10 protein-coding genes are annotated in these 13644 nt (G+C 40.8%); 3 read left to right on the plus strand and 7 right to left on the minus strand.

Annotated elements, in window-relative coordinates:
* Positions 1-435: 435 nt before the first annotated feature.
* The 7 genes from cas4 to NST20_RS13315 all read right to left on the minus strand — a co-directional run bounded on the left by cas4 (position 436) and on the right by NST20_RS13315 (position 11864).
* Positions 436-930, minus strand: a complete 495-nt coding sequence (gene cas4, locus NST20_RS13285; RefSeq protein ID WP_017554267.1) for a CRISPR-associated protein Cas4 — start codon at positions 928-930, stop codon at positions 436-438.
* Positions 927-3473: a CRISPR-associated helicase/endonuclease Cas3 gene (locus NST20_RS13290; RefSeq protein WP_013860397.1), complete on the minus strand. Its 2547-nt coding sequence runs from the start codon at positions 3471-3473 to the stop codon at positions 927-929. The genes cas4 and NST20_RS13290 overlap by 4 nt, the downstream gene beginning before the upstream one ends.
* Before the next feature lie 18 nt (positions 3474-3491).
* Complete coding sequence (cas5b, locus tag NST20_RS13295; RefSeq protein ID WP_013860398.1) at positions 3492-4241, minus strand: type I-B CRISPR-associated protein Cas5b; 750 nt, start codon at positions 4239-4241, stop codon at positions 3492-3494.
* A 14-nt stretch (positions 4242-4255) separates the two neighbouring features.
* Complete coding sequence (locus NST20_RS13300) at positions 4256-5203, minus strand: type I CRISPR-associated protein Cas7 (RefSeq protein WP_342399625.1); 948 nt, start codon at positions 5201-5203, stop codon at positions 4256-4258.
* Positions 5190-7085 carry a hypothetical protein gene (locus tag NST20_RS13305; RefSeq protein ID WP_342399626.1) on the minus strand — a complete coding sequence of 632 codons (1896 nt, stop codon included), beginning with the start codon at positions 7083-7085 and terminating at the stop codon, positions 5190-5192. Before NST20_RS13305 ends, NST20_RS13300 begins: the two co-directional genes overlap by 14 nt.
* 162 nt (positions 7086-7247) lie before the next feature.
* Positions 7248-7955, minus strand: coding sequence for a CRISPR-associated protein Cas6 (locus NST20_RS13310; RefSeq protein ID WP_342399627.1), 708 nt, complete (start codon positions 7953-7955; stop codon positions 7248-7250).
* A gap of 663 nt (positions 7956-8618) precedes the next feature.
* Entirely contained in the window at positions 8619-11864 is a 3246-nt protein-coding gene (locus tag NST20_RS13315; protein WP_342399628.1) for a DEAD/DEAH box helicase, read from the minus strand.
* A gap of 149 nt (positions 11865-12013) precedes the next feature.
* Here NST20_RS13315 and NST20_RS13320 point away from each other — a divergent pair, with 149 nt between their 5' ends.
* The 3 genes from NST20_RS13320 to NST20_RS13330 all read left to right on the plus strand — a co-directional run bounded on the left by NST20_RS13320 (position 12014) and on the right by NST20_RS13330 (position 13616).
* A complete protein-coding gene (locus NST20_RS13320) occupies positions 12014-12601 on the plus strand; it encodes a nitroreductase family protein (RefSeq protein WP_342399629.1) in 588 nt (195 codons plus the stop codon).
* Between the two features lie 279 nt (positions 12602-12880).
* Positions 12881-13375: a DoxX family protein gene (locus tag NST20_RS13325; protein WP_017554259.1), complete on the plus strand. Its 495-nt coding sequence runs from the start codon at positions 12881-12883 to the stop codon at positions 13373-13375.
* A gap of 118 nt (positions 13376-13493) precedes the next feature.
* Entirely contained in the window at positions 13494-13616 is a 123-nt protein-coding gene (locus NST20_RS13330; RefSeq protein WP_013860405.1) for a hypothetical protein, read from the plus strand.
* Positions 13617-13644: the final 28 nt, after the last annotated feature.

The following is a 13644-nucleotide window of genomic DNA, read 5'->3' on the forward strand; positions in this document are numbered from 1 at the left end:
TCCCCCTCGTCTCCTTAAAGCAGATTTGCTTACAAATCAGATTTTAACTTGTCCGTCATTCGTTTCAAATAGCAGAATAATTGACTCTCTTCTATACACTGAAGGAAACAGATTTTGAAAGAAAGATTTCCTTCGCTTCCTAAAAATAGCTGTAAATGCCCACTTATAATTCCGCAAGATTTAGGACAATTATTTAGGGCTTGCTGAACGAATCCGATTTTGAGTTTGTCTGCAAACTCTGTCTCAAAATATAGCAGAATTTTTTTGCGAAAATTGTTGATTTTATCTTCTCCATACGACGAATTGACTTTCGAGTGCAAGCTTTTCACTGGATATGTTGTAAAATCCTAGTATTTAAATGGTGCCAAAGCTGACAGCAACCTTTCTAAATCCAGGCATTTTACTTATTCAGCAAGCCCTACTTATTGAACAAGTCTACACATAACAGTACTCAAAATATGCACATTTCTTGCACTTTTTGTCATTGAGGGGAGCTATTGGATATTCTTGCTCGAGATACGTATTCATATCCTTTAAAATTTTTTCTAGTTGTGTCTCCATCTCTTCATTCAGTTCAACATAAATCACTTTGTGGTTTTGTTTATTTTTTTCTTCAAAAGTAATCTTCCCTTGCTTCTCAATCCCCTTATCTTTTAATACTTTAAGATAATAGAGAACCTGCCATCTCACTGCTTCCACATCTGCATCGGATTTCTTCATTTCCACGAGATACTTATCTGTAATCTTATCCACTTTAATATTCTCGATCAGCACTTCGGTATTTCTTTTTTCCTGAAGTTTAAGTTCATGAAGTACTTTTCCGATACGGACGTTCTCACTGTTGTCCTCCATGTTCACCCTGTTTGCAAATAACCAGCACTGACGTTTGCAATGGAAATAATAGTTGACCATTGTTCCCGTAATATTCATATGAAAATATCCTCACTCGTCTTTTGATATTTTTGCGGGTTAAACCGCTGCATGTGTGTAAAAGGATCAATTTCCATATACAATTCCCCTTTTTCAACAAAATAAAGATTGCCAAGTTGGTCGTCATTTATAACAGGTTCACCAAAAATATTAAATGTAAAGTAATCCATGATTTGCCGCAGTTCGGATAATTTTACTTGGCGTTCAGCATAGTCCGGTTGACTGTCTTTTAAAACACTTTTGTATTGGTTCCATATTTCTCTTCCGTCTACTTTCTCCTGATTATCAAGCTCCAGCAAATATGCAATAAATAATGTATTGGTCTGTTGTTCGATAAGTTTCATTTGATCTGCTACCCCGCCAAAATTTAGGCTTTGAACCATATAGAGAAAATGTTCGATGTTATGATTATTCCTTTCCTGGCTTGTTTCTATCAATCTGCGAAAGACATTTTGATAAAAGCGATGAAAATCTTTATTGATCAAGTCATTTTGATATTCACGATCCCGCAAATCTTTTTCAAGACGGTAGTCATTACTGTTTTTCAATTTTTTTGAGACATCATCCAATAAAAAGAAGTAGGCATGGCAATCCTCCCTCAGGCAGGATCTGTTGATTCTTCCGAGCAGCTGCTCATCACTATCCAATGTTGAAATGTTTTTAAACCCGATATCCATATCAATATCCACCCCGGCCTCTACTACCTGGGTCGCAATTAAAATCACATCCTGTAATTGAAATACTCCTTCTTCTTTTTTATTTATCGCTTCAATTACTTTTTTTCTGTAATAGCTATGGTCGTCCCCGGTCAACAGTATGACAGGCCGCTTCTTTTCATATTTTTCAAGAATCCGGCGATGAAATTCACGGGCGGACCGTTTTGTTACAAATTCAAAAAGGATTCGTTTCGGCCCTTTTTCAATAATCAGTTGGTCGAGGAACTCTTCCAATTCATCTAAATCCATCGTTCCTTTCTCTAAAAGTTCGAAATGAACGTGAACCCGGTCCTTAAAAATGGGATTTTCATAATATTTTCTGGCATTTGGCAAAAGTTCAGCTGCTACTTCTTTTCCATGCAGGAGCAACCGGTCTAGCTTTGGCAAAGTGGCTGACATAATAATGATTTTCATATTTAACAGTTCACTTAAAGACTCCAGGAAATGAATAATTTCTATCCACCGATCATTCCGGTAAGACTGAATTTCATCTAAAATGACAACACTATTACAAAGATGGACAAATGGCAAATTGGATTCACGCCCCTGTCCGAAAAGATAATTAAAAAAATTAACATGGGAAGTGACCGTGATCGGATACTGCAACATCTGCCGCATAAGCACTTCTTCTTTTAAATCTATTGGTTTTTCTCCATGATTCCGCTTGTCTTCTTTTGTAATAATGGGTGTTACTGAATTTACCACTTTTATGGGGACTTTTGTCTGAAAGTCGTCCGGAAAAATCTGGTCTAAACTGGCCTTTGTCTGCTCTACTAAAGTATTAAACGGAAATACATAAATTATTTTATTCAGCGACTGACCACTTTCCAGTAACCTTAAAGCAAGGTTAATTGACATATTTGTTTTCCCGCTGCCGGTCGGGCTCTCAAGATAGAAAATATTTTTATCCAGTCGATTAAGCAGTTGTGTTTCAGCTTCCAAAAAAATTTGGGACCTGAGCGAATTGATGGGGATATTATCAAAGCTGGAAGGATCTTGTTGAAAGCGCCGAATACCTTTTAATACTTCCGTATCTTCATATGTTTTTCTTAAGTCCTTAATGTGATGCTCTGTCAAAAACCGAAAGCCGGGTTTCTGGCCTCCGACATTATACGTATAAGTTGCATAAAAGTCGCATGCTACAAGTGCAGAGTAAAACAATTTCATTAAGATATAGAATGAAAAAGGTTCGTGGCTGTCCTGTTCTCTTTGGTAGTCCTCTACACCAGTAAGATCAAATTCGGCAAATTTTTTTGCCTCCCGATAAAATTGAATATAGTACGGATGTCGTTGGACACGGCTGCAAAGTTCCTCCAGTGCATCAAAATATTTATCATCGCTTACATTTTCTAGATAAGTATGGTGTCTTGATATCAAATAGGTAAAGCAATACAATACATGTGCCATAAAGGCTTGGTAATTTCTTGGAACCTTTTCTTCTATTTCTGAATAAAAAATATCTAAAAACAGTAACGAAGAAAGCAACGAATGTTTTGAATCCATTTCTTTTTTTTGAATATCAACTTGCTCATTTTTCATTTTCTTACTTTGAAATGCCGGATTAATTTTTCCAAGGTCATGCAGATAAATTCCTTGATAAAACCATTCCGTGACCAAAGATTGCAGTGTTTCTGGCAAAGACTCACCTTTAAAACGCAAAGCATTAATACACCTCTCTACAGCCTCCTTCAATCCGTTTTCTTCTTCCAACAAATGCACAAAATCCATCACCAGCTTGGAATGCTCTTCCAATGTTTCAGGTTCTGCTCCTCCAATATGGGCCAATATTGGAGGAGCAGCATCTATATATTCTCTAATACGACGCAATGCCGCTCCCCTCCTCGATTAAAAGAAAAATAAATTTTTTTCTTCGGCACAATAAATTACATTGCTATTTTGTATCTTATTTACAACTTGATTTGTAAAAAACATTTGTTCAAAAACATAACTATTTAATATATCATCCATTTTAATAGGCAAAAACTCCTGATATAGATAAGGCTCCGTTCTGCTTCTTCCAAGGTCTACCCCCTTAGAACAAAATAAAGAATCGATACATGAACCCGGTGCCCATGCGTTTTCCAGTTCAACTTCACGTACTTTAGTAATAGAAGCCGGATGATCATTTTTTCCCAAATAAGGTAGATATACTGATTGATGGGATTTTAAGCGGTTAAAAAGTTCCATGCAAATCTCAGTTCCGTCATCCAGCAAATAAACAGTCCAATGTGGATTTTCTAGCCATTGTTCCTTTATAATAAGGTTCTGCCCCTGTTCAAAACTGGCATATCCAACACTATTATTAAAAACCTGGATTTTTTTAGAGAAATAACCCCGGTCTCCATGTGGTACTATGCTTACTTTTAAATCCTTCAGTTTTTCATAAAACTCAGGATACCGGTTTGCCTCATTATCGCCATTCGCTTTTATATCACGGCTTTGTGCTTCATAACCTTTAAGCCCGAGAATCGCCCCAAGCATTCCTAGAAGAGCGATCTTGTGAATGTGGCTGTAAGTAAAATAAATATTGGCATTCACGTCGGGTTTTTTAAAAAAGGCAGTTCTCCCCCTCAATTCAAATGCGAGCGCTCTCAATATTCCCACATCCTTTACAACTGCTCAAAGGTATAGATGTTTTTTTCTGCAAATAAATTTGTTTCTTTTTTCACAGCAATTCTTACAGGATTATAAAATACTTCAATCAATTCTATGTCGTCACCAAATTGGGAGAGAAATTGTTCTAAGGCCGCCAAATTATAAATGATTTGGCTGCCTTCCTTCCAAACTTCCACATAACTGTCCAACTGCGGCAAAAACAGTTCACTACCCTCACGGCAAGTCACAAAAAGGGCCAGTTCGTTTTCACAGCCTGCTTTACTGTTTGTGTTTAACGCTGTCGCACCGCGCAGAAGTCCTTCCTTTAATTTTTCGTATGCTTCGATAGTATAGCCCTCAAATCCATCGAGAAGGGAAATATACTCATCATAATGATTATAATTTACGCTAAACGGATAGACGTAATGGGCTTCATTACTGACAATTTTTTTACCGAGAGAAGAGGCATCCGCATCAGACTTATTCGCGTTACGGAAAGGTGATAAAATATCCTGAATTTCCACATTTGTGTCTTCGTATTTATTTAGGCCCTGTCCAATCTGAACCGCACCGGTCAGACCAATATTTTGTTTTTTAACGGCGAAAGTAGCTCCGAAATTCATTACATCAACAGCGGAAAAAAGATTTTTCAGCACTTCTTTAGAAGGTGTTTTTTCGGTCAATTCTGTTTGAAATACTTCCTGATAGCGTTCTGTCAAATCTTTTGGCTGCAGTTTCGCTTTGTCACCACCTTTATCCTGTACGATATAAGATTTATAATAAAGCACCTTGTCACCTTGATTTACCCAATACCGTTTAATACTGTATTTCAGTGCCTTGTCACTGCCAAACACAATTCCTGTGCTGGTTGTCTTTGGCCGTCCTGTAAAATCTGCATTCCAGTTCGACATATAAGCGCCAATCCCGGCAATTCCATAAATTCTTTTATTAAACTTCGCCATTTTGTTTGTCCTCCCCTTTTTTACTTGATTGCAATAATAAATTTTTCCCAATTAAGCCAGCGAACAAATAGTCCTTGTTCGTCTCGTCTATTCTTTCTCTAGAAGTTAAATATCCAAGCACCATGGACATTGCATTTTTAACAGTCATATAATTAAATCCAATTGCGTGGCTGTATGTTTCAAATAAATCTCTTAAATGCCGTTTTAATTGATTGGCATATTTTATCTGCATAATCGGTTCAGCCATCCCGAAGTTTTTGTCTTTTGCCTCGGATTGGAAAAGCAAATAATACCCGAGCTGCCCGGCAAGAAAATAAAATTCCGGATCACTTTCGCATTCTACAAATGTTTCTTTATCTTTTAGCTTTATGCTTAATTTTTCGTATAACGCTTTTGTCGTTTCAACCAAAATGCTCCCCTCCTCATATCCTGTATATTTCATTAAAGCAGCCCGCAATAAAAAGGCTTCGGCCGTTTTTTTGAAATTAAGCCCTTTGCACGTTTTACGTATTTGTATTTCTATAAGCTGCCGTGAGAACTTTTTTATAAACGGCTTGATTGTTTGATTTGTTCCTTTAAAGATAAAATCATACAACGCTTGCCTTGCCATGACATAAATTGTCTGCATTTCCCCCGGAAATTCATTTTCTTTTACCTTTGGGATATCTGAATTAAAAAATCCGTATGTTAAATAATTATTAAAAAACAACTCATTAATCTGGTGGTACAATTGTCCCGTTGATTGTATTGGGTCATAATATTTAATATATTTCTGTCCCTTATCTTTTTCTTCGATTTGCAAAAAATTTTCAATTTTTACTAATAGCTTTTTCCTGTTTTTAAATGGCACTTGTTCAAAATACTCAATACTTCCATTTTTATCCACACGCAAATGAATACTTCCAGGATCTCTCCGAAGCCGCCTCTCCCTGTCAATTGCAAAAGGATTGCTGCCCGGAAGTATATGTTCTTTAAATTTCCCTTGTTGTTCCAACCATTTAGAAAGATCTTTAATCACAAGTGCCTCCTCGACTGTCACACGGGTTGGCACCTTTGCTTTCATCGACTTTAGTTCTAAATAAGGTTTTTTTGCATTCATACTCACGTCATAGGCTGGCAGGCCCAAGATTTTTCCGTGACTAAGCTGATTATAATCATTTACATTAAAGATTCTCGGGAGCACATATATTTGGTATTCTTTCCGATAAATATCCTCATCAGCATCAAAAAAGATTTTGATATAGTTATCAATCTTATTTTCCCGGATAATCTCTTGAATGATTAATAAAAATTGATCGCAGTATTGTCTCCAAAAGTCTTGGGCTTTCTGATAAAGTTGTTTACGAGTTTCGGAGTGCAGATATTCAACTAATTCACCGTATTCCCTTTTAAAAAAATCCTGTCTATCAGCTAATTCAACGGTTTTGGTATTTTTGCTTTTTGACTTTATCGGATACAAATCAAATAGTCTTTCCCCTGCTTTTGGTAAATAATCTGTATAAAACTTTTGCAAATGCGGATATATTTCAGAAACCGGAAATTTTGCTTCCTTGCCCATAATAATATTCGACTTCACGAACAAGGTTAAGCCATTGGTATTATGAAACTTTTTTTGATTGTCCACCGCTTTATTAGTGCTGTCATACAGCAAAGAACTGTAATAATCCCTGATTTTAAACCACTTTACAATATCTTTTTTTGCTGCATCAACTTCTTCTTTCTTTCGAATGATAACATATTCGGGATTCTTGAAATTTTCTTCCAGCGTCCGATCTAAAAAAAGGCGAAAATAGGCTCCTTCTTTTAGATCATAGTTGTCCAGAATCAGGCCTGGATGCTCATTTAACTCCTCAGAAAATTTAGGTACAAGATCTTTTAGCATAATTCTCCCCCTTTCCATCAAACCTCTCACGACCGCAAATATTAGATTGCTGTGATCATTGCTTCAGCTACAAAAGTAAAACAGGCTGGCCCAGCATTTCTCAAGTTAATCGGACAATCGCGCCAATAGATATAAAAGGTACGCCTTGCCTGATAGTGAATCTCAGTTTAATCTTAAAAAGTTTGCAAAGCAAAACGAAGTACCAAGCGAGCTTCCTTTCTCCAACAACCCTGCCCCCAAAACAGTAAAAGCCAATTTTTGAGATGCCTCATCTAAATTAACAAGGATTCTTGCTTTATGTCCAAGCAATCGGATGTTTTTATACGTCATCGCAATCGGTTTACGGTTTGTAATTTCCACCCTCTGTACAAACTGCGGGCAATTAGGCTCTTCTTTGTAAAACGCTTTATATTTTTTTTCTGCATTCATATGCATTCTTTCCATTAATAATCCAATACTGTGTTGATTGGGCATCCATGGTTTATTGTCAATCGTGGCAATAAACGGTGTAATTGTGACCAATTCTGTTATCAGCTTATACGCCACTCGCTTTCTTTCTGCCGCGAGTACTTGGAACGTTTCGCTGCTAACTTCCTTCATGCAAGAAATCAGCGAAGTAATCATTTTTTCATCCAATGAGCGGATACGGAAAACATAGACCTTTCCCGCTTTATATAATTTTGACTGCGTTTCAACAGGATAAAGGCCTGAAAAGACATATAGTTTCGGCCTTCTCTCCTCATGAAATTTCTTTAATCCTTCTTCTAAAAGCATGCTTTGATTGATAAATTTCCCAAGTGTTTCTTGCAATTCAACAGCACGAATATTCCTTTTTAGCAGGGTAGTAATAATGTATTCAGTATAATTCATTTTCTCACCACCTTTCCAATTTTCAATGAACTATAATGGTATTTTAAACCACTTCAAAAAAATTGTAAAGGGATTATTTAATAAAAAATATACTTGATAAAGGTTTGTGAATACTTGACATTTACTTTCATGCCGCTATCCAGTAGAATAATGTTATCGTCTTGAACCATAACCTTTTATGTATTTAAACAGTATTTTTTTTATTAACTAACAATATTGTTGAACTTTAACACGTTGTGTATGGAAGCCGCTCGTAACAACAGGTAGCTTAAAAAATTGCATTTCACTCCAAGAATAGTTCTCCCCCATCCCAAAAACCCCCGCAGCCAAATAACTGCGGGGGTTTTTCCATCAGGCTGGGAAAGTTCCAACCAGGTAATTCTCTTTTATACACCCAGCCATCTCCCGGGGAAGGGAAAGCCTCGCAATCGGGAGGCCTGAAGCATCCTTGCTGAAAGCTGCGAAAACTTTGTTTAGGGCGTCAGCAAAGGCTTCCCGTAATCGGGAAACCTGAAGCATCCTTGCTATCCTTGCTGAAAGTCCCAAAGTTTCAATTCTTGGCCAGCTGCTTGGATTTTCAGAAATGCCGATCTTTGAATGTTCAAAGCCTCCTTACATACCGGTCCCCACCAGGCCGTAAATGCAAACGCATCAGCATTTTCTTTACATGCCCAGCAGTTCTTTAATTTCCTCTTCATTCAGGCTGTTCAGCATGGTTTCGCCCGGCTGGATGACTTTTTCGATCAGTTCTTTCTTTTTCTGCTGGAGTTCGTATATTTTTTCCTCGATGGTGCCGCGGGCGATCAGGCGGATGACCTGGACGACGTTTTTCTGGCCGATGCGGTGGGCGCGGCCGGCTGCCTGTTCTTCAACAGCCGGATTCCACCACAAATCATACAGCACAACGGTGTCGGCGCCGGTCAGGTTCAAGCCAGTGCCGCCCGCCTTGAGCGAAATCAGAAAGACATTTTTCTCGCCGCTGTTAAACCGGTCTGCCATTTCGACCCGTTCGCGTGACGGTGTCTGGCCGTCAAGATAAAAGGAATCGATGCCCTCGTCGGAAAGCCGTGTCCGGATCAGCTGGAGCATGCTCGAAAACTGCGAGAAAATGAGCAGCCGCTTTCCGTTTTCAATCGCTGTATGCGCCAGTTCAACGAGCTGCTCGAGTTTTCCGGACTCGCCCCGGTAATTCTCCACAAACAGGGCCGGATGGCAGCACAATTGCCGCAGACGGGTAAGACCCGCGAGAATCTTAATCCGGTTCCGGTTAAAATCCCCTTCAGCCAATGTTTGGGCGGTTTCATGCCGGATTCTGTCCAAATACGCCAAATAAAGTTCTTTTTGCGGTTTCGTCAGCTCGGACAATTGATTCGTTTCGATTTTATCCGGCAGCTCTTTCAACACCTCTTTTTTGACGCGGCGCAAAATGAACGGCCGCACCATCCGCGAAATTTTTTCCTGCTCCATTTTCCGGAATTCGGATAGCGGCGGGAAAAAGCCCGGGAGAACCGCCTGAAAAATCGACCATAATTCATCAATAGAATTTTCAATCGGCGTTCCGCTTAACGCAAATCTTCTCCCTGCCTGCACATTCCGGACGGCGGCGGCTGTTTTTGTCGCATAGTTTTTAATCGCCTGAGCCTCATCCAAAATAAGGGTGTTGAATTCCATTTTTTCATACTCCCCGATATCCTGGCGCAGTGTCGGGTATGAGGTGATCAGCACATCCGGCAGCTCGCCCGCTTCAAAAAAGGCTTTCCGCTCGGAAGGCGTGCCGGCAATAACCACTGACGACAGCCCCGGTGCAAATTTTTCAATCTCGCTTTTCCAGTTGTAGATCAAGGATGCCGGCGCTACAACCAAGAACGGCTTGATATCCGGATTTGCTTCTTTTTCCGATAACATGTAAGAGATGCTCTGCAATGTTTTCCCGAGCCCCATATCATCAGCCAGAATCCCGCCAAGACGGTAAAAGGCGAGCGACTTGAACCATTGGAACCCGGTCACCTGATAATCACGCATCTTCGCCTGAAGCCCTTTTGGCAGTTCAAAATCCGTATCTTCCGGATTTTTCAGCTGCTGGACAAGCTTCCGGAACGCTTTGCCAAATTTAACGGCGTATTTATCACGCGTTTTCATCAGCTCTTCCACCTGGAGCCCGCGGTAAACCGGGACTTTGAGGCGGTTGTCTTCAAGCTCTTTTTTCGAGACATGTAGTTCATTAAGGAGCTGCCCGATATGTTCGAATTCATCGCTTTCGAGGGAGACAAAAGCCCCGTCCGGCAGCCGGTAATACCGTTTTTTCTCGATGACGGACCGGAGCACATTGCGGATTTCTTCTTCATCAATGCCGTCCATGTCAAAATTGACTTCCAGAAAATTTCCGCTCGTATCCATATCCACCGATGTAACCGGCGTGTAGCGGCTTGTCTGAAAATACGATTTTATGCCGCCTGCAATATACACTTCCGCTTCTTCTTCAAGCTGCGGTAGAATAGTAAAAATAAATTCGTACAGCGCTTCTTCATCGTCTTCCAAATACAGCTGTTTGCCGTTATATTTGAGCGGGGACTGTTCAATCATCGTCATGATTTTCTGTTCTTTTTCCACATCGCGCAGCAAAATTTTATCATCATCGGCGGTCTCTTCGTCCGTAAACGGATCAATGACACGGGAGCCGTAATGATGTTCAATCCGCAGCGTAATCTTTTCGTCTTCGTTGTCCATGAAAATTTTCGTTTGCAGTTTTGGCTGGACGATTTTCCCTTTGATTTCATTTGTAAGCTTTACTTTTCCGATCCGCTTCAGGCCCGGCAGCACATTGGAAAGGAACGGGCTCATCTGTTCTTGCTGGATCTCTACTTCATCGCCGCTGTTTTTGTTAAAATCTTCGAGCGCCTTTAAGAGAACAAGTTGCTCATCGGACGTTTCATAAAAAACCCCTTTGTAAAATGCAAGCCCGTATTGTTCAAACAAAAGCAGGTCCCTTAAGCTCTTCAGCTGCAGTGAAAAGCCCGGGCCGCCCTGTCTGTTGCCGTCAAGCCGGAAAGAAAGCGGCAGTTCTTCTCCCGGTTGCACCGTAATCGAGTCTGAGGCATAACGCCCATATTCAAATTTGCACTTGCGGTTTGCCAGCTTTTCTATGAGCGGCCTTGCGATAAACGGAGGAATAACCAGTTCCCGCTCAAATGTATATCTGTACCAATTATCGATAGAAGCCTCGTACAGTTGCTGGGTGGAAAGCATAAAAAGCAGCATCTCCACAATTTCATGATCTTCTTTTTCAAACTCATATTCATCCGGATCATAAGTGAAGTTTTTCGTAAATTCATGCGGGTTCCCGTGGCTGACATGGCCAAGGAATTCTTTTATGTTACGCACCACATATGTCCGGCCAGGCCCAATTTTAAATTCAATGGTTAAAAAGTGGTCAGAGCCAAAGCCGGAAATGTTCGTAGCTTTTAAAAAATATTCAAGACGAAGCGGCTTTCTCGCGGCATGGTGTTTGGTTTCCATCATGCTTTGCTGAAGGCCGGAAAAAATATTCATCAATTGTAAAGTTTTCATATTCTGGTGCATCTCCGGAACATCGCCAATATCCGGTTCCGCCACCTCTTCCTCCCTATTTGCAATCGCAAGCATGGCCGCCACTTCATGCTTGCACTCGCCGTATTGTGCAAATGCCGGGCACGTGCATTCGTTTGCAAATCCCCCGAATTCTTCGTCATACCGAACGGTGACGTAATAGGTTTTGGATCCTTTTACGATTGCCGTCCAGGTAAATTCCATAGTAGAATCAGGTATCAATTTTTTTACCCGTCCTTCAAGGTAATACCTCATTCCTCTGCGGAAAATAGCGGGGGAATACATATCTTCAACATCTTCTTCAAAAAGCAAAAGCTCAACCAATTCAGATCATCCTGTTCGTATTTTCTCCTGAGTACCATTATACAATAACAGACACATAAATACATTTTTTGCCCGAGTTGAATCGTTTGTAGTTCGGATTGAATTATTTTAATATAAAAAAGATATGACATCAATAAGGAGGAATCCCCATGGTAAAGACAACATCGCCGCGGGAAGCGCACTATGATATCGATCCCGTCTATTTGGAGAGATGGTCACCGCGTTCTTTTTTGGAAAAAGAAGTACCGGAAGAGGTGCTTTTGAGCTTGTTTGAAGCAGCGCGCTGGGCGCCGTCCGCTTATAACCACCAGCCCTGGCGCTTTATTCTCGCCCGTACACAGGAAGACAGGGAAAAAGTTCTGTCTTTTCTTGGGGAGTACAACCGGATCTGGTGCAAGAACGTTCCCGCCTTTGCGCTCATTCTCTCGAAAACGGAAAGTGAAACCGGCCCGATCGGTTCACATGCTTTTGATGCGGGCGCAGCATGGGGATATCTTTCCCTTGAAGCCGTCAGAAAAGGGCTCGCCACGCATCCGATGACGGGCTTTGATTTTGAAAAAGCACGTGAAGTATTGAACATCCCGGCCGATTATGCAATTGACGCCCTTATTGCCATTGGGTACCGCGGTGAAAAAGAGGCACTGCCTGCTTCCCTGCAGGAAAGAGAGACGCCTTCTGCACGCAGGCCTGTGAAAGAATCGGTTTTCGAGGGAAGTTTCGGAAATCCGGTAAAATAAAGTCGGCAGAAGGGATCCGGAGCTTGACCAAAGCAACAACGGATCCGGCAACGGCCGTGGGAAAGCTGTTTGCAAATGGAAATGGAACATCGAAAAAAAGCGGTGAGCCTGGCTTGCCGCTTTTTTAATGTTTTGTTCACAAATGTGAAATGTATCACAAACTCTTGACAACTAGCCGGAATCCATTGTAATTCCGTTGCAAACGCTGTATTCTAAAAATGTAAGATATGTGAAGGAATTCACATGAAATGATCATTTTATCTTGAGGAGATGTTCAAAATGAAATGGTATCATGATTCCAAAGTCAGCATTATCTGGGCAATCATCCGCATTTGGCTCGGCATTCAATGGCTGGAAGCAGGTTTCCATAAATTGACAGGAGGGTTTGACGCTTCCGGATTTTTAAAAGGAGCACTGGCAAAAACGGCTGGCGAAAATGCCGAAGTTCAAGGCTGGTACGCAGCGTTCCTCGCCCATTTTGCCGTACCGAATGTCCATGTTTTTAATGTGCTGATTCCTTATGGGGAATTGCTGGTCGGCCTTGGCCTGATTGTCGGGCTGGCAACCATCCCGGCATTAATTGCAGGCGCGTTTATGAACCTGAATTTTATGCTTGCCGGCACAACGAGCACCAACCCGGTCCTTTACACCGTCGCCATCATTCTGTTGTTTACAGGCAGCGCATCTTACTACTGGGGACTTGACCGTATCGCCATCCCGGCAATAAAAAATTATTTCCAAAACCGGGCCCATAAACCGCGCCCTGCCCATTAACCGGTCCATTTCAAAGCAAACCTTTTCCGGGTTTGCTTTTTCATTTTGGCTTTAAACTGTTTAATTCCGCATACAAGGGGAAAAGTACAAACATACGAAAAAAGAAGGGATGTGATGGATGATGAAAAAATCAATGGCCATGACAGCAGTCGCTTTAGGTGCTGCCTATTTATTGCGGAATAAAAGATCACGCAGTAAACTGATGGACCAACTGTCTAACTTTGCAGGCGCGAAAAAATAAAAAATCCCGGCCTCCCAAAAACGGGAGC

It is taken from the genome of Weizmannia sp. FSL W8-0676 (genome assembly GCF_038593015.1).
Taxonomy (GTDB): Bacteria; Bacillota; Bacilli; order Bacillales; family Bacillaceae_C; genus Weizmannia; species Weizmannia coagulans.